This is a genomic window from Paenibacillus sp. FSL K6-1217, from assembly GCF_045040735.1.
Classification (GTDB): domain Bacteria; phylum Bacillota; class Bacilli; order Paenibacillales; family Paenibacillaceae; genus Paenibacillus_AQ.
Genome location: NZ_CP150271.1, coordinates 4,884,349 through 4,909,998, shown reverse-complemented (window position 1 = coordinate 4,909,998; position 25,650 = coordinate 4,884,349). Strand labels below are relative to the sequence as shown.

Here is a 25,650-nt window from a genome sequence, read left to right as displayed (position 1 = left end):
GTGGAAATTACTGCTTGCACCTTGCCGAATAATTTGCTATCTTGATATTAACAAAATGTATTTATCAAATAGTTAATAAGTTAGCGGAGGGATGAGCATGAAGAAGGTGATGGGCAACTGGAGCGGGTTTGAACTCGCCTGGCTGATGATATTTACGCTGATTGCTGTGATTTTTACGGTGATATCCAAGGATTCGTTCTTTGGCTTCACGGTCTTTGTTACCGGGGTGCTGTGCGTGGTGCTGACGGCGAAGGGGAAGCTGGCAAGCTACGGATTCGGGATGTATAATACGTTAGGCTATGCCTACCTGGCTTATATTAACGGGTTGTTCGGCGAGGTCATGCTGAATCTGCTGTTCTTCGTGCCGATGAATATTGTCGGCTTCTATATGTGGAGCAGGCATATGCAGGGCGGCAAGCTGTCCATGCGCCAGATGAAGGCCGGTGGGGTCGTACTGACCATCGGAATCTGCATTGCCGGGGCGCTGCTGCTCGGCTACAGTCTATCCTTCATCCCGGGGCAGAATTCGCCTTATATCGATGCCTTGACTACGGTGTTATCTGTAGTGGCAACGATCCTGATGGTGCGGCGTTTCAAGGAGCAGTGGCTGGTCTATATTGTGTTGAATATGTTCACCGTGCTGCTCTGGGTGATCCGGACCATTGAAGGCAGCGGGGAGGGCCTGCTGATGATTGTGATGTGGAGCGCCTATCTGATTAACGCAGGTTACGGCTATTACAACTGGAATAAAGGGGCGAAGGAGGCACTGGCATGAAGACACTCGGATTAACCCTCGGAAAGTTCGCTCCGCTGCATAAAGGGCACCAGTTCATGTTCGAGACGGCTCTTCAGGAGGTCGACGAGCTGATTGTGGTGATCTATGAGACCACTGTCTCTCCGGTTCCGCTACAGGTCCGCGCGAACTGGATTCGAAGGCTCTATCCTGCGGTCCGGGTGATCGAGGCCTGGGACGGGCCGGACGGGTACTCGGATGATAGAGAGCATGAGATCCAGGAAGAACAATATATCCAGGGGCTGCTGAAGGGCGAGCAGGTGACGCACTTCTATTCCAGCGAGTTCTACGGAGCGCATATGAGCCTGGCGCTGGGGGCTATCGACCGGCGGGTGGATGAGGCGCGGGTGCAGGTGCCGGTATCGGCCACCATGGTCCGCTCCGATCCTTACAAATACCGGGATTATGTCAGCGGGCTGGTATACCGTGATCTAATTACCAAAGTCGTATTTGTAGGGGCGATGTCTACCGGCAAGTCTACGATTACTGAAGCGCTTGCCCGCAAGTACGGCACGGCCTTCGCCGGCGAATACGGGCGGGATTACTGGACGGAGCATCAGGTGGACCGCCGGATTGGTCTGGAGGCTTTTGACGAGATCGCTTTGGGCCATCTGGAGCGGGAAGAGCAGGCACTGCTTACGGCAGACCGGTATCTGTTCGTTGACACGAATGCGATTACCACGTATATGTATGCGCTGGATTACCACGGGAAGGCTCCTGAGCTGCTGACCCGGCTGGCCCTGGAGAATGCGCAGCGCTACGACCTGTTCTTCCTCTGTGAGGATGATATTCCCTATGACGATACGTGGGACCGCAGCGGGGACCAGAAGCGGCAGGTGTTCCACAAGCAGATTATCGCGGACCTGAAGGAGCGGCGGATTCCTTATATCCCGCTGAGGGGAACCCTGGAGGAACGTATGTGTAAGGTGGATCGTGTGCTTGCGAAGTTCAGGCCGTACGGCAACTATTTCGGAGAGCTGGAGCAATGATCCAGAGACAGAAGGAGGCGGAACAGTTGGAACTGGAATGGAGAGACGGTAATGGACTTACGGAGCGTGAGTTCCTGGACCAGTACCGGGCCGGGGATTATGAGCGGCCTTCGGTGGCAACGGATATGGTGATCTTCACCGTCACGGATGCTTCGGCGGGCCGTGAACAGAGGGATGCAGCGAAGGAGCTTCGCCTTCTGCTGATCCGCAGGGGCGGGCACCCCTGCCTGGGCAAGTGGGCGCTGCCGGGCGGATTCGTCCAGCCGGATGAGACCACGGATCAGGCGGCTGCACGCGAGCTGCAGGAGGAGACCGGCGTTACAGGTGTACATCTGGAGCAGCTGCGCACCTTCTCCGATCCGGGGCGCGACCCCCGCACCTGGGTGATCAGCAGCAGCTATATGGCGCTGGTTGACAGCCGCCGCATCCAATTAGAGGCCGGGGATGATGCCGAGGCTGCGGCATGGTTCAAGGTAAGCTATCAGCTCCGGCAGGAGCATAAGGAGCTGTTGGAGCGGGGCTGCATCCGCACCCGTACCTATGAGCTTCGGCTGGAAGCCGCAGGCCAAGCGCTAACTGCGGTGATTGAACAGACGTTGACAGCGGCACCGGCAGCCAGATCGTTGCAATATGCCGTCTTGTCCAATGACGGACTCGCTTTTGATCACGCCAAGATCGTTGCCTATGCCATTGAACAGCTGCGCCAGGAGACGGAGAGAACCGGAATCGCGCTGCTCTTAATGCCTGAGCAATTCACCCTGGCCGAGTTGCAGCAGGTCTACGAGTTGATTCTCGGCCAAGAGCTTCCGAAGGCGGTCTTCCTGGACAAGATGGCTGCGCTTATAACCGCGACCAACCTGTACACAGAGCCTACGGAACACACCCCCTCCCGCCGCTTGTATCAGCGGAACTGGGGAGAAGTCTGAATTTTAGGAGGAAACCATCAATGAACGCAGGAAGAGCAATATTAAAGACAATGGAATTCAGCCACGAACTCGATGTGCTGCACAACTACATTACACAATCCAAGATGCCGGTACGCAAAAGCGACTCCTTCGATAAGCAGGTCATACTGCTCGAAGAAGCCCAGGGTGAGAGCGCATTTCATTCAACGTACAAGAAGATGAAGAAGGTCAATCTCCTGTCTGGCCTATTCGCCCTGCCGGTGCTGCTGGTGGTGGCTATCGCCGCGATCTACGGCAGGTATATCAACCGTGGATATGATGTCTTCGGTTACTTCATGGATCATCCGGTGCTGTATATCGTACCCGCCGCGCTGATCGTAGTGACGCTGGCGCTGGCCCTGTATCATTCGGCGCTGCGGCGGAAGCTGTACGGCCGGATCTACCCGGAGCTGAAAAGAAAGCTGGGGATGAATGCCGCCTAAGCACACTGAACAAAATGCGGGGATTAGTCTATGATATTAATCGCGTTCGGAATGCTCATCGTGACCTTCCCGCCGCCGGAGGGAGAATCATTATCCAGGCTAAGGCTCCCCCCGTGCTGCTCGGCTACAGACCTCGCAATGTACAGGCCCAGCCCATGATGCTGACCCGCCCCCCGGCTCGGGTCCCCCCGGTAGAATTGATGGGTGGCTTCCTTGAGATCGGTCTGGGAGAAGCCGCTGCCGGTATCCGTCACGATGAACTGAACTTCCGCCGCCCGGCCCCGGGCAAGCAGGGTAATGCTTCCCCCGGCCGGGGTATGCTCGGCGGCATTGGCCATCAGGTTGACGATTCCCCGCAGCAGCAGTTCCTTATGGATGAACAGGTGCTCCGGCAGATTCTCCTGCCGGACAACGGGCAGCAGCTCCTTGCCCGCAGAGAGGGCCTTCATCTGCAGCTCCAGCTCGGCCATCAGCTCCTCCGCAGGCACCATAGATGCCTTGGGGGGAGCTCCGGCCTGCAGGCTGGACAGATCAATGACCTCCTGCACGAAGGCCTCGATGTCCCCGGCGCTGCGGAGAATATAGCCGCTGAATTCGCGCTGGGCTTCATTCTGAATGGTCTCCTGCAGCAGCTCCGCATTGCCGCGGATAATGGTCAGCGGTGTCTTGATGTCGTGGGCCAGCGCAGAGATCTGTTCTCTGCGGGAGCGCTCCAGCTCCCATTGCCGCTCCAGCGAAGCATGGAGAGCGTCCTTCATCCGGTCGAGGGAGCCCAGCACCTCGTCAATCTCCTGGATACCGCTGGGCTGGACGGTGAACTCCAGATTCTCGCGCCGGATGTTCTCGGTCGCCTCCTGGAGCCCCGCCATCCGCTCCGAGAGTCTTCTGCCGAACCGGGCGGCAAGCAGCGCCGCCTGAAGCAGCAGGCCGAGAACGAAGAGCAGAAGTCCCAGGAGCTGCGGATTCGGCAGCCAGCTGCGCAGCAGGGAAGAGGCATACTGCGGCGTCAAGCTGTACCGGAAGATCCAGAGCTCCTGCCCGTGCCGGGCGGTGGTGTAGAAGTAGGAGCCCCGGCTGTCAGCCTGCCGGGTGACTCTCCAGGCCTGTCCAGCTTCCTCCGGGTTCAGGTTCCCGGTGAGCAGCTTCCCGTCCAAGGTGAACACGCTATAATCCAGCCGGTCCGGGACCCGGTGCGCCGTATCCGCTCCGCCCGCAGCCAGCTGCTGCTTGAACAGGCTGATTTCCTTCTCGGCATAGTTGGCAGGCAGCACCCCACCCCAGGCAAACGCCAGCGTGAATACGCCAAGCAGCCCTCCCAGCAGCAGGAGGGTACCGAGGCTCAACAGCAGCAGGTATTGCAGAAAAAAGGTGCGCAGACGCACGGTTTTGGTTGATTTTACAGCTTCCATTTATATCCGATCCCCCAGATGGTTTCAATGGCCTCAAGCCCATACCTGCCCAGCTTGGCGCGGATGTTCTTGATATGCTCCGTAATGGCACTGCTGTCACTCTCCCCGTCAATCCCGAAGACCCGTTCATAGATATGGTCCTTGGAGAAGACCTGACCGCGGTGGCGGGCCAGAAACTCGCAGATTTCATATTCGCTTTTGGTCAGCGGCACCTTGTCCTCCCGGGCATACAGCTCTTTACCGGAGAGGTTCAGGCGCACAGGGTCCAGGTATAGAATATTGCGCTTCTCCCGCCGCTCCCGCCGCAGATGAGCGTTGATCCGCGCCCGTAGCGCGCCGATGCCGAAGGGCTTCATGATATAGTCATCCGCCCCCAGCCCCAGTCCGTACATCAAGTCACTTTCCAGCGTCTTCGCCGTCAGGAACAGGATCGGACAATCCACCGCCGTCCGGATCTCCCGGCACAGCGTGAAGCCGTCCACGCCCGGCATCATCACATCCAGCAGAATAAGGTCATACGTCCCGAGTTCCGTCTTGCGCACCAGTGTGGAATCAGACAGGGTTGTCACAAGATGCTGATCGGTGCTGAGTGCGTTATGAATGAGCGACAGAATGGCGGGTTCGTCATCTACCACAAGTATTTTGGCCATAATCATTCCTCATTTATAAATTATCGTCTAGTTATCCGCAGAGCGCCCCTCCCACCGGCGGAACCAGAGCACACTCAAGAGACCTGCCATAATGGTCGCGATGATGCAGATCCACAATCCGGTATTCAGCCCCGACACGGCCGGGGATACCGTGAGGCCTGTCCGGCCGAGGACCCACAGCGAGATGAAGCGGCTCCCCCAGGCAAAAGGGATATAAGGCCATAAGGTATCGCCAAGACCCGTGAGCATAAGGGCGGCGATCAGGCTCCCCGAGATCCCGATCCCGATGGACGCTCCCCGGCCGAAGCGCAGGCTGACTGTGAGGTGAAGCAGATAGAGAAACGGGCTGCTCCCGAATATAATAGCTGCTCCGGTAAGGTAGAAGAGCGGCCCCTGACTACCCTGCTGCAGGAGCCAGCCGAAGCCTGCGCCGAACAGGGCGAAGGTGAGCAGGACGGCTCCCAGTCCGAAGCCTAGCAGGAGCAGCAGCTTGCTCAGATAGGTTGTGATCCTGGACGCAGGCAGGGCAAGCATCCCCTGGAACTGCCCGGCACTGGCCTCCTGTTCCGCTGCCATAGCGCAGAGCAGCCCGATCAGGGTAGGGAAAGCACAGGCGATAGACTGCATGAACGCCAACACCTTATCCGATTCCCCCCAGGAGGAGAAGGAATAGTAGGCCAGGAACAGGCCGGCCCCGATCAGCGGTGTCAGCAGATGGAACAGGAGAAACGGTGTACGCCTTGTTTTGAGCAGATCTGCCCTCAGCAGGCCCGGCAGTGTATTCATGCTATTTCGCCTCCTGTCTGCGGAACCACAGGGTAGTCAACACGAACAGGAGAACGAACCATCCGAGGGAGACCAGGGTACCCGGAAGGAGCGTGTCTGTGCTTCTCAGCGGACTGCCCGCCGGAACCGGGAGTCCGTTCGGCAGAATGGACAACACCGGACACATGAGCCTGAAAGTAACCGTGTAAGGGACGTAATCCCACAGGCCCCCGCTATTGTAGGCAAGAACGCCCATCACATTGCCGAATACATTCAGCAGCACTGCGGCGAATAAGCCGAGACGGGCAGCCAGGAACAAGCATAGCGGGATCTGCCACAGGAAGGTGAGGAAGATCAATGCGCTGCCCGCCAGGCTGCTCATTAGCGTGATCGTTTGGCCGAATAGCAGGCCTCCGGCGGTGACGCCGATCAGGAACAGCAGGATAGCCGCCAGGAGCCAGAACGTACAGGCCATAATTTTACCGGCCCAGATCGTCCCGGGGGTCAGCGGCAGTGCCAGCACTCCGCGGTATTTCAGCTTGGCATCCTTATGCAGGGCCAGCGCACAGACCAGACTCAGTGCTCCGGGCAAGAGCATCGTGTACCACCAGTTGTAGGCGCCATTTTGGAATAAGCTCCCGCCCATCAGAACAGCACAGAGGGCAAGCGTGAACACAGGGGCAATCCAGGCCAGCTTCGGAATGAACGTCCGCCGCCATTTCAGGCGTTCCGCCCTAACGATATTAAGCATGCGCCGCACCTTCCCTCCGGTGGGCCGCTGCGACCTGCATGAACAGCGCTTCCAGGTCCTGATCCGGGGAGACGGCTCCCTGATAGCCCAGCACGCCGCCTGCGATAATGCCGATATGATCTGCCGTCTGCTCCACCTCGGAGAGAATATGGCTCGACAGAATGACGGTGATCCCTTGTCCGGGGAAGGAGCGGATCAGCTCCCGCAGCTCCTGAATCCCGATCGGGTCCAGGCCGTTCGTCGGCTCGTCCAGAATCAGCAGCTCCGGCTGGTTAAGCAGAGCGATGGCAATGCCGAGCCGCTGCTTCATCCCCATGGAGAACTGTCCGGCGCGCTTCTTCCCGGTAGCGGTCAGATCGACAATGGCAAGCACCTCATCGATGCGCGATGACGGCAGTCCGAGGGCAAGGGTACGTACCTTCAGATTCTCCCGGGCGGTCAGGTTCTCATACAGCGGCGGCGCTTCAATCAATACACCGATCCGGTTCAGATCCTTCCGGGTCCATTCCTGTCCCTGGAAGCGGATCTGCCCGGAATCGGGACGCAGCATCCCTGTAACCATTTTGAGCAGGGTCGATTTGCCTGCGCCGTTCGGTCCGAGCAGCCCATAGACGGAATTGCGTGCGACTGCTAACGATACGTTGTTGACGGCTTTCTGATGCTTGAAGCTTTTACATAGATTCTGTATTTCCAGAATATGATCCTGCATAGTATATCATCCTTTCTCTCCCTATACTCTAAGAGGAGATTCTAAGGATTCTGTAAGGATGACATGGTAGGGGCCCCTGCCTGGGTGAACAGGAGGGGCTCTGTGTTGACTTTGCAGCGGCCGGCAGGAGGAATTAACGACGCCGGAAGGCGCCGCCGCGGGCCAGGGCAAAGAAAATCAGTAACGCGACAATGGAGCCGATAATGGCCGGAACAATGTGGAAGCCACCTACTACAGGGCCTCTTGGACCAAGCAGCTCGGTGCCCAGCCAGGAGCCGATGAAGCCGGCGATTATATTGCCCAGCACACCTCCCGGAACATCGCGCCCGATCAGATTGCCGCTTAGCCAGCCGATGAGTCCCCCGATGATGATTACCCAGAGCAGATACATTGATTTGTCCCCTTTCCAGTTGGTTTATTCAAGGTATGTTGAAAAACGGGATAGGTGAACCATCTGCTGAAGGTTTATTTTTGGAGAGCGGTAAAAACAAGTGATCTGCACCGCCGGGAGATTAACGTTCGCTTCCGGTGTTAATATTAGGTAGAAGAGGAGGGATCGGATGAACAAAATACTCGTAATCGATGATGAGGCAGCGCTTAGAGATCTGATCGAGCTTGTGCTCCGCAGAGAGAATTATCAGGTGCAGACAGCGGAGAACGGAAGGGCGGGGCTTATGGCCCTGGAGACTTTTCAGCCGGATCTGGTGGTACTTGATCTGATGCTGCCCGATTGCTCCGGCTACGACCTGTGCAAGGAAATTACCAAGCGGCAGGCGGTTCCCATCATTATGCTGTCAGCCAAAAATGAGATTATAGATAAGGTGCTGGGGCTTGAGCTGGGGGCGGAGGATTACATGACCAAGCCGTTCGACAACCGGGAGCTGCTGGCGCGGATCAAGGTGATACTCCGGAGAGCCCAGAATAGTGGCCCGCTAACAGAAGCGGATGATACCCGGATCACCCATGAGGAGCTGACGTTCGATCTGGAGACCCGGGTGGTGACGAGAAGCGGTGTTCCAGTGGCCCTGACGGCCAAGGAATTCAGAATTCTGGAGACACTGCTGAGACGCCCGGACAAAATCTATACCCGGGATGAGCTGCTGGAGATTGTCTGGGGATATGACTTCATGGGAGACAGCCGCAGCGTGGATATGACGATCATGCGCTTAAGAAAGAAGCTGGACGACGATGCCGAGAATCCGAAGTATATCAGGACCGTATATGGATTCGGGTATCAGCTGGGAGGTGGCTCCGCCTGAAATATGCGACCCGGCTGGTGCTAATGTATTTGCTGTTCTCGGTGCTGTCCTTTGGCGTTATTATTATCTCCATTAATAAGGCGATTGATTATTTCAGCTTCGTCACGATCGAGAAGCAGATGATGGAGAAGGCGGATCTGGGCGAGATGTCCTTCCGGGAAGTGCTCTCCAAGCACGAACAAGAGGTGGATGCCGGGCAGATGGAGGAGGTGGCGAGAAGAGCGCTGGAGACGTTAAAAGCCTCCGTCAAGGAGGTGCGCATCTACGACAGCAGCCAGAAGCTGCTGGGACTCGCCGTTGACGGGATTGTGATCAATAACAAGACCCCCGTCATTTTCCCCGGGAATATCCAGAACGCCCTTAAGGGCAATTATGCGTACACCGTCTCCGAGGATCACCTGCTGTACTTCGCGGTTCCGATCCAGGACAAGTATTATCAGAACAGCTATGTATACGAGTTCGTGGAGGATATTTCTTATTTCTATACGATGATGGACCAGATCCGCTCTATTCTGTTCGCCGGTGCGGGAGGGTTCATTATCCTGATTATGCTCTCCAGCCTGTTCATTGCCCGGAATACGACGAAGCCGATCAAGTATCTGCTGGGGGCTACGGAGAGCTTCTCCAAACAGCAGTTCCGGGAGGTACACCTGAACCGGAAGGATGAGCTGGGGATGCTGGCTGCGGGCCTGAACCGGATGGGGATTCAGCTCAGCGATTATATCCAGTATCAGAAGCAGTTTGTCTCGAACGTATCCCATGAGCTGAAAACGCCGCTCGCCGCCATCAAGGGGTTCTCCCAATACCTGTATGAAGGTGAGAACGAGGATGAGGAGCTGCAGAAGATCTACTTCCATCTGGTGAACGAATCGGACCGCCTGACCCGGCTGATCAATGAGTTGTTGATGTTATCGCGCTTCGACAAGGCAGGGCAAGACGGAATCGATGCCGAGAAGACGGACCTGGCGCAGTTGGTTGCGGGGGTAGCCGCCGGAATGCGGGCCAAGGCGGGCAGTAAGGGGATAGAGCTTACGATCCGGCAGGGACCGCCGGCCTTCGTCTTGGTGAATCAGTTGTTGATGTCCCATGCCATCGCCAATGTGCTGGAGAACGCTATTAAGTACTCTGATTCCCGTACCCGGATAAGCATTGAAGTGATGATCAGGGAGCAGGAAGCGATTGTACAGATCAGCGATCAGGGCATCGGAATCAGCGCGGACGAGATTGCCCGCGTCCAGGAGCGGTTCTACCGGGCACGGAATGCCAGCGCGGCAGGCGGAACGGGGCTGGGGCTGTCCATCTGTAAGGAGATTGCCGAGAAGTTCGGCGGGCAGCTGGACATAGAGAGCCAGCTTGGCGCGGGCACTTCCGTCTCCATCCGTCTGCCGCTCCTGTGACGTTACAAGACTGATACAACTCTGTTATTACACTAACAAATGCTTTTCGTATACTTACCTCATACCACATAAGCAACACCAACACATTCATGGAGGGATATTCAATGAGAACATTCAAAAAACCGGCAGCCGTATTGCTGCCCACAATATTACTGATGACACTTCTGGCAGGATGCCAGTCCAATTCGGCCGCACCGGCGGCGTCCCCTTCGGCAGCGCCTACAGCTGAAGCGGTCGCCACGGCCGCACCTGAGGCTTCGGCTACCCCTACTGAGGAGCCTGCAGCGACTGAAGCAGCTGCTACGGCGGCACCAGCCGAGGCAACCCCTGCGGCTTCAGCGGGAAGCTCGGAGGCGATCAAGGAAGGAACCATCGAGAAGGAAGGGAATGTGGTACTGAAGGAGCTGGCTTTTGTCTATAAGGACCATACTATTGCCCTCTCCGACATTGTGGATGATGCTAAGCTGGAGAGCATGCTGGGCAAGGCAACGGCGAAGAAATCGCACACTTATTCCTTGGATGACGGTAAGAATATGGATACCCTGATTGGCAGAACAGAGAAGACGTATACCTTCCCGGGCCTTGAGATTAAGACGATTGATTCGGGTGACGGCAAGCAGTTCTACATCTTCAGCATGAAGATTACCGATCCGAAGTACACTACTGTCCGCAATATCAAGGTCGGAGACAGCCTGGACACGCTCAAGAAGGCCTATCCCGAAGGAAAGCTGACCGGAGACGGGTCCCCTGAGGAAGAGGATGACTACCGGTTTGCCCCAAGTAACTATGTGGATTACATTCTGTTCCATGTCAAGGGCGCCAAGATTGAAAGCATAAGCATCTCTACTCTGCTGGACTAAGCATTGAGTCGGTTCAGCGGGATTGAATAAGAACAGCTCTGACCGCTTCATGACCGTTACAGGCCGTGAAGCGGCAGGGCTGTTTGTCTCTGTCTCCTATTCCCGGGCGGACTGCTCTAATTCCGCAGGCGATGGCGCAAGCACCCTCACCGTCTCCCCCTCTACCAACTCAGGCAGATAGTAGGTGCTGTAGCGCAGATCTTTTTTACCCTGGAGCTTCTTAATGACCCATTCGGCGGCGTCGCGGCCCATTCTCTCCTGCGGGTGGGTCAGCGTCGTCAGCTTGATCCCCGCATTCTTGGCAATATAGGAATTGTCCTGCCCGATGATCGACAGCTCTCCCGGAACCGAAATTTCCAGCTGCTTGCAGACGTTAACCACTTCGAGTCCCACCTCATCGTTATAGCAGACAAGGGCCGTCAGCACCTCGCGGTTATCCTTCAGGAATTGCTTGAGGTTCGCCGACAGATCACGCTTGGATTCGGTATCGAAGGAGAGCACCTGCTCCGGGTGGAAGCGCAGTTTGGCTTCGCCAAGCGCCTTGATGTAGCCCTTCATGCGGTATTTGCCCTGGAGATCGTCCATTTTGGCAATAATCCCGATCTGGGTGTGGCCCTTCGAGATCAGCTCCCGGGTCGCCAGATAGCTGGACTGTACGTCATCCAGACAGAAGAACGGCACCTCCAGCTCCTCATAATAAGCGTTGATCATGATGAACGGGACATCCTGCTCCTTGAACGACAGGTAGTAGGCGATGTTCGGATTATACAGATTACTCTTCGTAGGCTCAATGATCAGCCCGTCTACCCCGTAGGACAACATCATCTCCAGCGCCTTCTTCTCCTGGGCGACATCATTATTGGTACTGGCGAGCAGCAGCGAATAGTTGTCCTCGTTAAGCCTGCCTTCGATCCCCCGGATAATGGAGGGGAAAATATAATCGGAGAGATAGGTGGTAATCACGCCAATCGTCCGTTTGCCCGCGCTGTTTCCGGCTTTGGACCGGAACTGGTGGCTGACATAAGTGCCCGAGCCCTTCTCGCTCCGCAGGAACCCCTCGTTGGACAGCTCCAGAATGGCCTTCCGCACGGTCTGGCGGCTAACGCCGTATATCTCCTGCAGCGCAGATTCCGTAGGAATTTGTTCGCCCACACTGTAGGTGCCGGACAGGATATTGCTTTTGAGTTCATCGAATATGATCTGGTACTTGGTTCTCACACGGGTCACTTCTTTCATAGTTGTTCTTATATGGAATGGGGAAATTATTGTAGTTGTACGTACATATTATAGCTTGAATATAAGCTTAATATCCTCCGGTGTCTACTATATATAATGATTTGAGTAAAATAGGGGTGATTTTCCGGTAAATTTGTAGGTATATCTTATATATAATGTTGACAAATGTACGAACAAAAAATATACTAAACCTGTTCATAAAGGAAGCGCATTCTTTAGATTGGCTCGTCACACAGTTTGGTTCAGAGAGGAGTAACGTGGGCATGGATCAGAACATCAAGCAAGCGATACTTAAGGGAGAGACATCACTGGGTATCGAATTTGGGTCCACACGTATCAAGGCCGTCCTGATTAATCAGGGGTTCGAGACGGTTGCATCCGGAAGCTATGAGTGGGAGAACCTGCTGGAAGGCGGGTACTGGACGTATCCCCTCACCGATATCATCAAGGGGCTGCAAGCGGCCTACCGCGAGATGAAGCAGGAGGTTGCACAGAAATACGGGGTTACGGTTACTACTGTCGGTTCGATCGGATTCTCAGCAATGATGCATGGATATATGGCCTTTGACAGCGCGGGCGAGCTGCTGGTTCCGTTCCGGACCTGGCGTAATGCCACAACCGGTGCTGCGGCCAAGGAATTAACAGAGCTGTTCCAGTTCAATATTCCGGAGCGCTGGACCATTGCCCACCTGTATCAGGCGATTCTGAACGGGGAAGAGCATGTTCCGCAGGCAACGTTCGTAACAACGCTGGGCGGATACATTCACTGGCTGCTGACCGGCAGCAAGGCGATCGGGATTGGCGATGCCTCCGGGGTCTTCCCTATAGATGAAGCTTCACAGGATTACCATCCGGCCATGGTCAGCCAGTTCGATGAGCTGATTGCCGATAAGAATTACCCTTGGAAGCTGAGCGATCTCCTTCCGAAGGTCTATCCTGCAGGCGAGCAGGCTGGTGTGTTAACGGAAGCCGGAGCGAGACTCCTGGATGAGTCCGGGGACCTGCTGGCAGGCATTCCGCTATGTCCTCCGGAAGGCGATGCCGGAACAGGCATGGTCGCTACGAACAGTGTCCGCAAACGGACCGGTAATATCTCTGTAGGCACCTCCGTGTTCGCCATGATCGTGCTGGAGAAGGAGCTTACTGCGGTATACCCTGAGATTGATATGGTTACCACCCCGGATGGCAGTCCGGTGGGAATGGTGCATGCCAACAACTGCTCCAGCGATATCAATGCCTGGGTCGGCTTGTTCCGCGAATTCTCGGAGGCGATGGGCTTCAAGGCTGATCCGGCGCAGCTGTTCAGCGTTCTGTTCAATAAAGCACTGGAGGCGGACGCCGATGGCGGCGGCTTGCTGAGCTACGGCTATTTCTCGGGCGAGAACATCACCGGGCTGGAGAAGGGACGGCCGTTGTTCGTCCGTTCGCCGGAGAGCCGGTTCACGCTGGGCAACTTTATGCGGACGCATCTGTTCTCCGCTTTTGGCGCGCTGAAGATCGGTATGGATATCCTGACCTTGAAGGAGCAGGTGTCCATCGACAGCATTCTGGCACACGGCGGCTTGTTCAAGACCCCTGTGGTCGGACAGCGAATTGTGGCTGCGGCTATGAATGTTCCGGTCTCTGTGATGGCCACTGCCGGAGAAGGCGGCGCGTGGGGCATGGCAATTCTGGCTTCTTATATGAAGAACAGAGCGCAGCAGGAGCGGCTGGATGACTTCCTTGACCAGAAGGTGTTCAAGGACATCGAAGGCGAGACTATTCATCCGGTTGAGGCGGATGTGAAGGGTTTTGAATTGTTCATGGAGCGCTACACTGCAGGGCTGGCAATTGAGCAGGCCGCTGTAGATCATCTGGTAGAGAACGGGAGGAATTAAACGATGTTGGAGCAATTGAAGGAAGAGGTATACGAAGCCAATCTGGAGCTGCCTAAACACGGGCTGGTGAAGTACACCTGGGGCAATGTGAGCGCGGCGGACCGGGCAAGCGGCCTGTTCGTCATCAAGCCGAGCGGTGTCAGCTACGATAAGATGAAGCCGAGTGATATGGTGGTTGTCGATTTCGACGGCAATGTGGTGGAAGGAGAGATGCGGCCTTCCTCGGATACAGCCACCCATGCTGTACTCTACAAGCATTATGCCGAGATCGGCGGCATCGTGCATACGCACTCTACGTGGGCGACCATCTGGGCGCAGGCCGGGCTGGATGTTCCGGTAATGGGCACGACACATGCAGATACCTTCTACGGGTCTGTACCGTGCACCCGGTTCCTGACCCAGGAGGAGATTGACCGCGGGTATGAAGCAGAGACCGGACATGTGATCATCGAGACTTTTGAACAGCGGGGGCTGGATGTAATGGCGATTCCCGGCGTTCTGCTGAAAGGCCATGCGCCGTTCACGTGGGGCAAGGATGCCCATGCCGCTGTGATGAACAGCGTGGTGCTGGAGGAAGTGTCCAAGATGAACCACTTCGCCCGCCAGCTGAATACGTTCGCCGAGGAGCTGCCGCAGCGGATTCTGGACAAACACTATCTGCGCAAGCATGGCAAGGACGCGTATTACGGGCAGAAATAACTGACTTATATAATAAGTGTTAAGAAAATTGAAAAGCAAAAAGAATCGGAGGGGAAATTTGCAACTGGAGGAGCGGTAGCGTCCGCCTTTGTCACCGGATTTCGACCGCGAAGAGCGGTTCTAATCAAGAAATCTGGGGACAACAGCGGCCGGAAGTCCAAATCTTCACCGGAGTTCCGATTGCGCTTTAAGATTACCAGTACACTTTAAAATTACCATTCCAATAGAGAAGAGGATGAATCATATGTCAACAGTAAGCGACAAGCAATTCTGGTTCGTAGTAGGATCGCAGCACCTGTACGGAGATGAAGCGCTGGGTGAAGTGAAGGCTCACGCCCAGGAAATGACCGATGCGCTCAACAACAGCGGGGTGCTTCCTTATCCGCTGGTATTGCAGGATCTGGCCGTGAGTGCAGACAAAATCACCTCCATCATGAAAGAAGTGAACTACCGTGATGAGGTTGCCGGGGTCATTACCTGGATGCACACCTTCTCCCCGGCCAAAATGTGGATCCGCGGCACGAAGCTGCTGCAGAAGCCGCTGCTGCACCTGGCTACCCAGTACAATGAGAGCATTCCTTGGGCAACGATTGACATGGACTTCATGAACCTGAACCAGGCCGCCCATGGCGACCGTGAGTATGGCTTCATCAATGCCCGCCTGAAGAAGCAGAATAAGGTCGTTGTAGGATACTGGGAACGCCCGGAAGTCCAGAAGCAGATCGCTGAGTGGATGGACGTTGCCGTAGCTTATAACGAAAGCTTCAACATCAAGGTAGCTCGCTTCGGCGACAACATGCGCAACGTGGGCGTGACCGAAGGCGACAAGGTGGAAGCTCAGATCCAGTTCGGCTGGACGGTGGACTACTTCGGTATCGGCGATCTGGTAGCTTATGTGAATGAAGTGAAGCAGGAAGAGATTGATGCCCTGTTCGCAGAATATACCAAGCTGTATGCCGTTGATTACGGCACGTACAGCAAGGAAGATTGGGAAGCCAGCGTGAAGGTGCAGGCGAGCTATGAGATTGCCCTGAAGCGCTTCCTGGATGCAGGCGGCTACAATGCCTTCACCTCTAACTTCGAGGACCTGCACGGCATGAAGCAGCTTCCGGGTCTGGCTGTTCAGCGCCTGATGGCCCAAGGCTACGGCTTCGCCGGTGAAGGGGACTGGAAGACTGCGGCCCTGGACCGCCTGATGAAGGTGATGAGCCACAACCTGAACACCGGGTTCATGGAAGATTACACCTACGAAATGGCAGCCGGACAGGAAGCGATTCTCCAGTCCCACATGCTGGAGGTTGATCCGAGCCTGGCCAGCAACCAGCCGAAGATCATTGTGTCCCCGCTGGGAATCGGCGACCGTGAAGACCCGGCCCGTCTCGTCTTCGACGGCAAGGCAGGCGAAGGTGTCGTGGTATCCATGGCCGACTTCGGCACTCATTACAAGCTGCTAATCAACGAAGTTACCGCCTTCGAGCCAACCGTTCCGGCTCCGAATCTTCCGGTAGCCCGTGTACTGTGGCAGGTGAAGCCTAACTTCCAGGACGGAGTCAGAGCCTGGATCGAGAACGGCGGCGGCCACCATACCGTGGTATCGCTCAACCTGACGACCGACCAGATTGTTACCTACGCCAAGCTCGTTGGCCTGGAGTATGTGATTATTAAGTAATAAGAGTTACTTGTAAAAGTAAATAGTGAGTGCATGTTAAAAAGAGCGAGGAGGCAATAGAGCCCCTCGCTCTTTTTTGTTCTGCAGGTATGGTGGGCGCGGCGGCGGTATGCAAAAGACATCTGCCTGCCCCGCTCACTTCCTATTCCGCGCGCGGTACTGCTGCGGCGTTACGCCGACCATCCGCTTGAACAGGTTGGAGAAGCTGCCGAGGCTGGTGTATCCGACCTGCTCGGCGATGTCGGTGATCTTCAGCTCGGTCTCCTCCAGCAGCTGCTTGGCCTTCTGCAGCCGTTCCTGAATGATCACATCGGAGATCGACAGCCCGGTCTCCTTCTTGAACAGCCGGGACAAGTAGGCAGGGTTCAGGTAGACATAGGCCGCGAGTTCGTCGCGGGTGATTTCTTCGCTCAGACGCGAGCGGATATACTGCCGGATCTTGGTGACCGTGGCCGAGGATACGTTATTGCTGGTCTGCAATAAGTGCATTACGGCTCGCAGGCATTCCAGCGCCCAATGCTGGAGCGAAGCGGAGTGCTTCGGATAATTCTCCTTGTCCAGCAGCGACTTCAGCTCCGCTGAAGCGTGTGCGGATAAGCCTTTTTTGGCCAGAACCGTGTGTACGATGAACAGGATGCCGTGGATAAGCTGACGGTGCAGCTCACTGGTCCAGCGGCCGGGCCCGATGCCCGAGAACCATAGCGTCAAGCGGCGCTCCAGCTCCTCCAGCTCGCCAAGCTCCAGAATGGTCGCCCACTCTCCGAAAAGATGCATAGGCGCTGCCTGAGGCTGGGCCTCCAGCGGTTGAGCTCTGCCAACCTGTTGATCCTCCGGCCCGAACACCTGGCGCGAACGGTTCAGATTGCGCTGTTCCCGCTCGGTGACATCCGTGTAAGCGCTCATGATTCCGGGCAGCGAGACACCCGGGCTGATGTAGATCGACAAGGAGCAATGCAGCAGCCGCCCGCAGGTATCCAGGAAGGTCCGGCAGTTCTGCTCCAGCGTCTGCCGGACGGCATTCATGTCGCTCCTCACGTAGATGATCGCCAGATTATGGCCTACCTGATCCTGCAGCACCGTGCCTTCCAGCCCGCTTAGCAGCACCTCTTCGGCCAGATTGCGCAGGGCATATTCCATAATGGTCTCATCCCGTGCGCTTAGGTTCTCCTTCCACTGCTCCAGCCCAAGCAGAGCGAGGAAGTAGCGGTCCCCGGGCTGCAGATCCAGATTATAGGTATTCGCCGGAATGGTGAGCGATTCCAGCACGGGCGCCGCCCGCTGGCTGAGAATATCCTGCCAGAACCGTTCCACCAGCAACGGAAGCTGATGCTCCCATTGTCTCCGGTACTCCCGGATCAGGGCCTCGAACTGCTGCTGCTCCCGCTGCTTGCTGATCTCGGCGAGCGCTTCACGGGAGATCTTCATCAATTCCTCATAGTCTACCGGCTTGAGCAGGTAATGGTAGGCGCCAAGAGAAATCGCGCGCTGGGCATACTCGAAATCGGCATGACAGGTCAGCATAATCGTCATCGTGCCGGGAGCGGATTGCTTCACCCAGGCCAGCAGCTCCAGGCCGTTCCTGCCCGGCATTTCGATATCGCAGATCAGCAGGTCTACGGGCTGCTGCGTAAGTGCGGTAATCGCCTGATCGACGTTCTCTGCAAGGCAGACCTCCGCTACATCCAGCAGGCTCCAATCCACTCCCTGCTGGAGTCCGAGCAAGGCGAAGTATTGATCGTCAACGATTAGAACTCTGTACATCGAACGTCACAGCTCCTTTTGAACGGGTAGTCTGATTTCCACAACCGCCCCTCCGTGAGAAGCATTGTGGAAGGTAAGCCGTGCCCGGTTGTTATAGAACATCAGCATGCGTCTGTATACGTTCCATATTCCCAGATGGCGGTCTGTCGGCTTGCGCTCATATACGCCATGATTGAGCATGTCGAGCTGAGCCGCGGAGAAGCCCGGCCCGGAATCGCGGATCTGAATGACAATGCAGGAATCGCCGCTCTCCAAGGCCTCTTCACGGACTGTTATACCGACCCCGAAAGGCTTCGTATTGTTGATGAATCCATGCTTGATCGCATTCTCGGCGAAGGGCTGGATCAGCAGCGGCGGAATCAGGGTAAGCTCAAGCTCCTTCGGAAGCTGCACCTCGTAGGACAGCTTGTTCGGATACATGAGCATCTGGATCTCAATATAATTCTGAATATGGTTTAACTCGCTTTGCAGCGGAATCCAGGCGTCATTGGTATTCATAATGAACCGGAAATGGGAGACCAGATGTCCGATCATTTTTTTGATCAGCGCGTACTGCTTCAGTTCTACCAGATGAAAGACAATATTCAGGGAATTCATGAAAAAATGGGGATTGATCTGCGCCTGGAGATGCTTCAGCTCGGCCTGCTGTACCTTCATCTGCTCCTCATACACATCAATCTTGAGATTGCCGATCTGCTCGGCCATCTGGTTGAATTGCATCGTAATGATCTGGAACTCCCTGCTGTTGCCGTCCTTCAGCCGGTATTCGAGCTGTCCCTTCCCCAGGATGCGCATCCCGCTGGTCAATTGCTGGATGGGCTTGAACACCAGGCGGCTGAGCAGAGCCAGCAGGATGGCCATCACGAGGATAATGGCGAAGGGGATGAGCTTGATGATCCGCTGGAAGATCGGCAGCTCGTCCAGAATCGATTTCTCATCCAGCAGGAAGAAGACATTCAGATTGGAATATTGGGAAGGCTTGTCAATCAGCAGATAAGAATTGCCGTTGCTGAGGCGTATCGACGCATCCGCAGGAGGGTCCGGCTGCTTAAGCTGGCTGCGGATAAGCGCAAGATCTTCATCGGCGAACTGGCCCCAGAGCAATTTGCCGTCATTGTCGATCATGCCCACTTGCCCGCTGCCCCCGGTAGACTCCAGCTGGGTAAGGGGCTGGGCCAGGGAATCGATGCTGACCAGCACCCCCATGAGGAGCCGCCCGCTCTTGTCCGGCAGCACCTTGAATAACACCGGCTCACCATCGAGGGTCACAGTCTCCCACTTCAGGGAAGCCTGGAGATTAGGGGACTTCAGGTGTGAAGACAGCCCGGAGGTAATGACCTCCTTCTCCTGGTAATACTCCCTCTGGCTGCTGAGGAACAGCTCGTCCCGGTCCTGATGATAGACGAAGACGCTGCGGATAATGGTGTAGTAGCTGACATCGCTGTACCACTGGTCCATCAGCTTGCGGATGGACAGGTAATAATTGACGCTGTCCGGTCCGCTGTCGGAATAGAGCTCCAGCAGCATGTTCTCATTGGCCGTCCGCAGCAGATAATGGCTGGTCTGCTCCAGCAGCTCATCGAGTGTACCCAAGTGAAGGGTCAAGGTGTCCGAAGCGGACTTCGCCACCTTCTCCCGGACAATGTTGGTGGAGTAGAGATTGGTATAAGAAAGAAAGAGGAACAGCGGCGTGACCAGCAGCAGGACAAGGGCACTCACTTTGAACCGCAATGATAATTTCATAGTCTTCCCCCTTATCCTTAGGTACATGCGCACGCTGAGCGGCAGGAAAGGGGAAGGACGGCAGCCGTCCTTCCCCTTAGCCTAAAATATAAGAATTTGTATGTTCCACATGACAACTTATCCTTATATTTCTCGCTGAAACGGGTGCCGTCCCTAAAAAGGACGGCATAGTCGTTTTCACTTGTTTGTTTAGGATTGTTTGGCTTTCCAGGCATCATATTGCTTCTGAACCTCGGCACGGATCTCTTCAATGCCGTTAGCCTTCAGCTTCTTATTGTATTCCGTAAGCACCTTATCTACACCCAGGCTGCCCGTTTCCAGCAGCGGGCGGAATTCCTTGATAATATTGCTGACTACGGAGACCTGGGTTTTGACAGCGTCGGTATTGAAGTTGAAGCCGAAGGACTTCACTTTATGGGCGCTCTCGTTATAGGCCTTGAACTTCTCCCATTTATCAGCACTTTCGCCTTCCCACAAGTAGGTTATTGTCTGATTACCGAACATCCATTCAATGCCCGGCGCCCAGCCTGTATCGGCACGGGTAGCAATGCCGTCAGGAAGCTTGATGAAGTTATCCTTGCCCTCTACCTTGACATACTGCCGTCCTTCTACACCGAAGTCAATCAGATTAACCAGAACCGGGTCAGTATGCAGCAGGTTTAGCAGCATCATCGTCCGCTCAGGATCAACCGAGGTGCGTCCGATAGCCATCATGGAGTTGCTGACGCTGGCCGTGCTGATCTCGGGCTCATTGCCCTTCAGCTTCACCAGCTCAATGCCGGTGGCAATGGAATCTTCCTTGTCGGAATCCGGTTTGTCGGAGCCGAATTTCATCCAGGTTTTCCCTGCCTTGAATGCGTCTTCAGTGCTGGTCTTGGTCGTTGCCGCATCCTTATTGATGTAGCCCTTGCTGAACCAGTCGCCGTAGAGCTTCATCCGGTAGATCGCCGTGTCGGATTCCATCGAGCTGATCACCATCTTATCGGTCTTGGTATCCAGGACAATCCCGGCGGGAGCGCCGGCAACCAGCTCATAACGGAAGTTCTCCTTCATGCTCTCTCTGGTCTTGTCGAAGTAGCCCAGCGTATCGGAGCCGCTGCCGGACAACCAGATCGGCGCGATGGCTGGTTCCTTCTCCTTGATCGTCTGCAGCCATGGCTCCAGATCCTCCAGCGTCTCAATCGAGTTCACATCGAATCCGTATTTATCTACCAGATCCTTGCGGAACATGATGGTATGGCTCTCGCCAATTTCCTTATTGGTAGGAATCGCATAGATTTTGCCGTCTACCGTGCCGCCGTCCAGGAAGCGGGGATCAAGAGTCTCCTTGATGCCTTGTCCGTATTTGGCTAACAGATCATCAAGCGGGAGGAACGCGCCTTTGGCGACGTTATTGGCGAAGTCCGCCCAGTTAGGGGCGAAGGTCAGATCGACTTGTTCCCCGGATTGATAAGCCAGTGCCATCTTCTCGGCCCAGGAGGACCAAGGGAGTCCCTGGAAATCAATCTCGGCGTTGATTTTCTCTTTGAGATACTTGTTGATCTCATCTACAACCGCCTTGGTATCATTTTGCGGGAAATTCCCGACCGTGTAAACGGTTAACTTCCGGAACGTAGAGGTGTCAGGAGTAGTGCCGCCTTCCTTGCCTGCTGCGGTTGTGGCCGCTGCTGTCGATTCTGACTTGGATGGGGGATTTGCACCTGAGTTGCCGCCACCACATCCGGTAATGCCCAGTATCACGGCGGTTAGGGCAGTAAGCACCGCGCCCGAGCTTCTGGTTGTTCTCATTTGTATGAACCTCCTCAATGATAATTAGATCATATATTCTAACCGGCAATTACGCCAGAGTCAGACCGCTTAGCCTTTGATTGCCCCTATAGTAAGGCCCTTGGTGAAGTACTTCTGGAAGAACGGATAGATGAACAGAATCGGACCAATCGACAGCACGACCATAGCCATCCGCAGACTCTCGGTCGGAACGGACTCCTGTACCATCAGAGCCACACCGCTGCCCGCAAGCTGGGTCTTGAAGAATTCCGCCTGCCGGATCATCTGAATCATGACGTACTGGAGGGAGAACTTGTTGGTATCATTAATGAATAGCATGGAGTTGAACCAGTCATTCCAATACATCAGCGTAGTGAACAGACCGATTGTAGCCAGCACAGGCAGGGAGATCGGCAGCACGAGCTGGAAGAAGATCCGCCATTCCGAAGCCCCGTCCAGCTTGCCGGATTCAATCATCTCCTCGGGAATCGTCTGCTGGAAGAAGGTGCGGGTAATGAAGATATAGAAGGCATTGGACAGGCCGGGCAGGATTAGCGCAACCAGCGAGTCCTTCAGATCAAGATAGTTCACGTACAGCAGATAGAAGGGCACAAGTCCGCCCGAGAACAGCATGGTGATCAGGAGATAGAAGTTGAATGTCTTTTTAAAAGGAAAATCCTTCCGGTAGAGCGGGTACGCATACAGCGCAATCAGCAGCACAGCCAGAACCGTTCCGATAATCGTAACCGTCAGGCTGACGCCATACGCCTTAACCAGTGTCTCCGAATGCTTGAACAGATATTGGTAAGCGGACGCATCGATATGATCGGGCCAGAATTTGTAACCCTGCAGCGTCAATGTCTTCTCATTGGTTAAGGAGATAGCGACAATGAGCACAATCGGCAGGATACATGCCAGGCTGAAGGCGATGAAGAACACATTCAGAATAATCTGGGCGGTAGTGGAGCCTTTGGTATAAGGGTTGCTTCGGGATGCAGTAGTCATTAGAATCCTCCGTTTCTAGAAAAGCGCCGTATCGCGGTTCAGCTTGCGGGCCAGAGCGTTCGCACCTATGACCAGGAAGAAGCCGACGACCGATTGATAGAAGTTCGCCGCAGAGGACATCCCCAGGTCGTTGAGCTGGATCAGGCCCCGGTAGACATAGGTGTCAATAACGTCCGTAGTTGAGCGCAGCGCACCAGAGTCCAGGGTCACATGGTAGAACAGCCCGAAGTCAGAGCGGAAGATGCCGCCCATGTTAAGAATCGTGAGAATCACCATGATCGGTGTAAGCAGCGGCAGGGTAATCTTGGTGATCTGCTGCCATTTGCTGGCGCCGTCCATCACCGCAGCTTCGTACAGCTCTTCGCTGATCCCGGTAATGGCGGCAAGGTAGATGACGCTGCCGATCCCGATGGAGTGCCACATTTTGGTGATCCACAGAATGTAAGGCCATGCGTTAGGATGCATATAGGCATTCACCGAGGAATAGCCGAACATCGGCAGAATATGCTTGACCAGGAAGCCGTATTCCGGGTGCAGGAAGGCATAGACGATGAAGCTGACAACGACCATGGACAGGAAGTTCGGCATAATCATGACGGTCTGGAAGAACTTCGAGGCCAGCTTGCTGCGCACCTCATTGATGGCAATCGCCAGCGAGACCGAGAGAATCAGGCCGGAGATAATGAAGACTACGTTGTAGCCTACGGTGTTGATGGTTACCCGCAGGGCATCGGAGGTGGCGAACAGGAACCGGAAGTTGTCGAGTCCCGCCCAGGGACTGCCCAGGATGCCGTCGATGTAGTTAATGTTCTTGAAGGCGATGAATAAGCCGAACATCGGAATGTAGCAGTTGATGAAAAAGATAATGGATGTCGGCAGCAGCATCAGCAGCAGCACCCGGTATCTCACAATATTGTGCAGCAGCCGGCCGAAGCGGCTCTTGGGCTGTGCATAGGATGGGGGGGTCAAAGCTTTTGTCGCGGGATTTGCCATAGGTTCTAACCTCACTCTACTTGTTCTGGATGAATTTATTATAGTAGAGCGGTTGAACCGAATTCTCTCTTGCAAATGACCCCGTTTATTCAAAAATGACCTCATCCCGCAAAATGCAGGAGGAGCATTGCGACTTTTTTCACAGAGTAATGTTCACATTGCAAGTAATATGTTAGAATATCGGAATGCATTAACGCATCACCAATTTAATACAGTACAAGAGCTATGATTGCTATGGATCACACTATAGCAGGAGCAGCTTCTGGAGAGACTGCGGAGTTCCGCAGCGCCGAAGGGTTCACAATCTCAGGCAGAAGGACAGAAGAGTACCGGATTTGTGTTTAGCCGTGCGGCTTAGCCGCTGCTGCTTGATGCTTATTTGGAACTTCTTTTTGAACCGGGAGATTGGATGATATCCAGTCTCCTTTTTGTTATGGGGTCCACGCAAAGTATCTGAGTAATCATCGGAGCGGAATCTCCACTTGGTGGGGTTATTGTGCGTTACCCGGCAGGAAAGCGTCATATATATTAAGGGGGAAACAGGAATGGCACAGACAGAATTGAAGCGGGAGCTGGCGAACCGGCATGTTCAGCTTATTGCTATCGGAGGTACGATTGGTACAGGATTATTCCTGGGATCGGGCAAAGCTATCCAGCAGGCTGGGCCCTCCATCATGCTCACGTATCTGATCGTGGGGGTTGCCGTGTTTTTTGTGATGCGGGCGCTGGGGGAGCTGTTGCTCTCGAAGGCGGGGTATCAATCTTTTACAGATATTGCTGAGGATTACTTGGGGCCGCGCGCGGCCTTCATTACAGGCTGGACCTACTGGTTCTGCTGGATTATGACGGCGATGGCCGATGTGATTGCGGTGGGCGTCTATGTGCAGTACTGGTTCGATATTCCGCAGTGGGTGCCTGCCGTGATCTGCCTGATCATTCTGCTCGGGCTCAATCTGCTCACGGTCAAAAGCTTCGGCGAACTCGAATTCTGGTTTGCTCTGATCAAGGTGGTTACGATTCTGGCTCTGATCGGCCTGGGGATTGTCCTGCTGGTGACCCAGTTCAAGACAGATGCAGGCTCAGTGTCGGTGCGCAATCTCTGGGAGCACGGGGGCGTGTTCCCGAACGGGGTGAAGGGCTTCCTGTTCTCCTTCCAGATGGTGGTATTCGCCTATGTCGGCGTGGAGCTGGTGGGGGTATCGGCAGCGGAGACGGCTAATCCTGAGAAAAACATCCCGTCCGCGATCAACAAAATTCCGCTGCGGATTCTCTTCTTCTATGTCGGCGCGCTCTTCGTGCTGCTGTGCATTAATCCCTGGAACCAGCTTAGCGCGTCTGAAAGTCCGTTCGTGCGCACCTTCAGTCTGGTCGGGATTCCGGTGGCCGCGGGGATTATCAATTTCGTTGTCTTAACCTCGGCGGCCTCCGCCTGCAACAGCGGGATGTTCTCGACCAGCCGGATTCTCTACAATCTGAGCAGACGGAATCAGGCCTCGCCGCAGCTTGGCAAGCTGAACCGGAATCATGTGCCTGCGAATTCCTTATTCCTCTCCACACTGGTGATCTCTGCCGGGGCGCTGCTCAGCAAGCTTATTCCGGGTCAGGCCTTCGGGATTGTGACTACGATCAGCGCCATTTGCTTCATCTGGGTCTGGGGCGTTGTGCTGGTCTGCCATATCAAGTATAAAAGGAACCGTCCGGACTTACATGCCGCTTCCAAATTTAAAGCGCCGTTCACCCCGGTCATTAACTATGCCGTCCTGACGCTGTTCGCCGCCATTCTGATCATCATGCTCTTTGCCGATGAGACCCGTCCGGCGCTGCTGTTCACCCCGCTCTGGTTCATTCTGCTGTTCGTCCTGTACTCCATTAGAAGCCGTAAGGAGAAAAAAGGGCAGGAAATCAGTATAATCAATACATAAACTGATTTC

The 25,650-nt window shown here is 55.1% G+C and carries 23 protein-coding genes and 1 riboswitch; of the genes, 11 read left to right on the top strand and 12 right to left on the bottom strand.

Annotated elements, in window-relative coordinates:
• Positions 1–97 precede the first annotated feature (97 nt).
• Genes pnuC through MHH28_RS21575 form a run of 4 tightly spaced genes read left to right on the top strand, consistent with a single transcriptional unit; the run spans position 98 to position 3,169 of the window.
• Positions 98–775: a nicotinamide riboside transporter PnuC gene (gene pnuC / locus MHH28_RS21590; protein WP_405105406.1), complete on the top strand. Its 678-nt coding sequence runs from the start codon at positions 98–100 to the stop codon at positions 773–775.
• A complete protein-coding gene (locus tag MHH28_RS21585; RefSeq protein ID WP_405105404.1) occupies positions 772–1,782 on the top strand; it encodes an AAA family ATPase in 1,011 nt (336 codons plus the stop codon). The genes pnuC and MHH28_RS21585 overlap by 4 nt, the downstream gene beginning before the upstream one ends.
• A 32-nt stretch (positions 1,783–1,814) precedes the next feature.
• Positions 1,815–2,708, top strand: coding sequence for an NUDIX domain-containing protein (locus MHH28_RS21580; protein ID WP_405117205.1), 894 nt, complete (start codon positions 1,815–1,817; stop codon positions 2,706–2,708).
• Between the two features lie 20 nt (positions 2,709–2,728).
• Entirely contained in the window at positions 2,729–3,169 is a 441-nt protein-coding gene (locus MHH28_RS21575; RefSeq protein WP_405105402.1) for a DUF6097 family protein, read from the top strand.
• A gap of 23 nt (positions 3,170–3,192) precedes the next feature.
• Here MHH28_RS21575 and MHH28_RS21570 read toward each other — a convergent pair whose 3' ends face one another.
• The 6 genes from MHH28_RS21570 to MHH28_RS21545 all read right to left on the bottom strand — a co-directional run bounded on the left by MHH28_RS21570 (position 3,193) and on the right by MHH28_RS21545 (position 7,844).
• Entirely contained in the window at positions 3,193–4,578 is a 1,386-nt protein-coding gene (locus MHH28_RS21570) for an ATP-binding protein (protein ID WP_405105401.1), read from the bottom strand.
• The gene (locus MHH28_RS21565) at positions 4,566–5,228 is read right to left on the bottom strand and encodes a response regulator transcription factor (RefSeq protein ID WP_405105399.1); all 663 of its coding nucleotides are present in this window, start codon (positions 5,226–5,228) and stop codon (positions 4,566–4,568) included. The genes MHH28_RS21570 and MHH28_RS21565 overlap by 13 nt, the downstream gene beginning before the upstream one ends.
• Before the next feature lie 27 nt (positions 5,229–5,255).
• Positions 5,256–6,014 (bottom strand): lantibiotic immunity ABC transporter MutG family permease subunit, encoded by a 759-nt coding sequence (locus tag MHH28_RS21560; protein WP_405105397.1) that lies wholly within the window; start codon positions 6,012–6,014, stop codon positions 5,256–5,258.
• A gap of 1 nt (position 6,015) precedes the next feature.
• Positions 6,016–6,744, bottom strand: coding sequence for a lantibiotic immunity ABC transporter MutE/EpiE family permease subunit (locus MHH28_RS21555; protein WP_405105395.1), 729 nt, complete (start codon positions 6,742–6,744; stop codon positions 6,016–6,018).
• Positions 6,737–7,453, bottom strand: coding sequence for a lantibiotic protection ABC transporter ATP-binding protein (locus tag MHH28_RS21550; RefSeq protein WP_405105394.1), 717 nt, complete (start codon positions 7,451–7,453; stop codon positions 6,737–6,739). The genes MHH28_RS21555 and MHH28_RS21550 overlap by 8 nt, the downstream gene beginning before the upstream one ends.
• A gap of 133 nt (positions 7,454–7,586) precedes the next feature.
• A complete protein-coding gene (locus MHH28_RS21545; RefSeq protein WP_405105392.1) occupies positions 7,587–7,844 on the bottom strand; it encodes a GlsB/YeaQ/YmgE family stress response membrane protein in 258 nt (85 codons plus the stop codon).
• Positions 7,845–8,013: 169 nt separating this feature from the next.
• On the opposite strand from MHH28_RS21545, the gene MHH28_RS21540 reads away from it, so the two are divergent.
• From MHH28_RS21540 to MHH28_RS21530, 3 genes are all read left to right on the top strand, one after another.
• A complete protein-coding gene (locus MHH28_RS21540; protein ID WP_405105390.1) occupies positions 8,014–8,712 on the top strand; it encodes a response regulator transcription factor in 699 nt (232 codons plus the stop codon).
• Between the two features lie 23 nt (positions 8,713–8,735).
• Positions 8,736–10,109, top strand: coding sequence for a sensor histidine kinase (locus tag MHH28_RS21535; RefSeq protein WP_405105388.1), 1,374 nt, complete (start codon positions 8,736–8,738; stop codon positions 10,107–10,109).
• 104 nt (positions 10,110–10,213) lie between these two features.
• Positions 10,214–10,969 (top strand): hypothetical protein, encoded by a 756-nt coding sequence (locus tag MHH28_RS21530; protein WP_405105386.1) that lies wholly within the window; start codon positions 10,214–10,216, stop codon positions 10,967–10,969.
• 96 nt (positions 10,970–11,065) lie between these two features.
• Here MHH28_RS21530 and MHH28_RS21525 read toward each other — a convergent pair whose 3' ends face one another.
• Positions 11,066–12,187: a GntR family transcriptional regulator gene (locus MHH28_RS21525; RefSeq protein WP_405105384.1), complete on the bottom strand. Its 1,122-nt coding sequence runs from the start codon at positions 12,185–12,187 to the stop codon at positions 11,066–11,068.
• A 281-nt stretch (positions 12,188–12,468) separates the two neighbouring features.
• Between MHH28_RS21525 and MHH28_RS21520 the strand changes: the two genes are divergently transcribed.
• From MHH28_RS21520 to araA, 3 genes are all read left to right on the top strand, one after another.
• Positions 12,469–14,082: a xylulokinase gene (locus MHH28_RS21520; RefSeq protein ID WP_405105382.1), complete on the top strand. Its 1,614-nt coding sequence runs from the start codon at positions 12,469–12,471 to the stop codon at positions 14,080–14,082.
• 3 nt (positions 14,083–14,085) lie between these two features.
• A complete protein-coding gene (locus tag MHH28_RS21515) occupies positions 14,086–14,781 on the top strand; it encodes an L-ribulose-5-phosphate 4-epimerase (protein WP_405105380.1) in 696 nt (231 codons plus the stop codon).
• Positions 14,782–15,025: 244 nt separating this feature from the next.
• Positions 15,026–16,450, top strand: coding sequence for an L-arabinose isomerase (araA, locus tag MHH28_RS21510; protein ID WP_209868842.1), 1,425 nt, complete (start codon positions 15,026–15,028; stop codon positions 16,448–16,450).
• A 135-nt stretch (positions 16,451–16,585) separates the two neighbouring features.
• Here the strand turns inward: araA and MHH28_RS21505 are convergent, their stop codons facing one another.
• The 5 genes from MHH28_RS21505 to MHH28_RS21485 form a co-directional block, all read right to left on the bottom strand.
• Positions 16,586–18,211 (bottom strand): helix-turn-helix domain-containing protein, encoded by a 1,626-nt coding sequence (locus MHH28_RS21505; protein WP_405105378.1) that lies wholly within the window; start codon positions 18,209–18,211, stop codon positions 16,586–16,588.
• Positions 18,212–18,217: 6 nt separating this feature from the next.
• A complete protein-coding gene (locus tag MHH28_RS21500; RefSeq protein WP_405105376.1) occupies positions 18,218–19,954 on the bottom strand; it encodes a histidine kinase in 1,737 nt (578 codons plus the stop codon).
• Positions 19,955–20,143: 189 nt separating this feature from the next.
• A complete protein-coding gene (locus MHH28_RS21495; RefSeq protein ID WP_405105374.1) occupies positions 20,144–21,742 on the bottom strand; it encodes an ABC transporter substrate-binding protein in 1,599 nt (532 codons plus the stop codon).
• Between the two features lie 69 nt (positions 21,743–21,811).
• Positions 21,812–22,726, bottom strand: coding sequence for a carbohydrate ABC transporter permease (locus MHH28_RS21490; RefSeq protein ID WP_405105372.1), 915 nt, complete (start codon positions 22,724–22,726; stop codon positions 21,812–21,814).
• A gap of 15 nt (positions 22,727–22,741) precedes the next feature.
• Complete coding sequence (locus tag MHH28_RS21485; RefSeq protein WP_405105370.1) at positions 22,742–23,695, bottom strand: ABC transporter permease; 954 nt, start codon at positions 23,693–23,695, stop codon at positions 22,742–22,744.
• A gap of 276 nt (positions 23,696–23,971) precedes the next feature.
• Positions 23,972–24,051: riboswitch (glycine riboswitch) on the top strand.
• A 213-nt stretch (positions 24,052–24,264) separates the two neighbouring features.
• Here MHH28_RS21485 and MHH28_RS21480 point away from each other — a divergent pair.
• On the top strand, positions 24,265–25,641 hold the full coding sequence (locus MHH28_RS21480; RefSeq protein WP_405105368.1) for an amino acid permease: 1,377 nt from the start codon (positions 24,265–24,267) through the stop codon (positions 25,639–25,641).
• Positions 25,642–25,650: the final 9 nt, after the last annotated feature.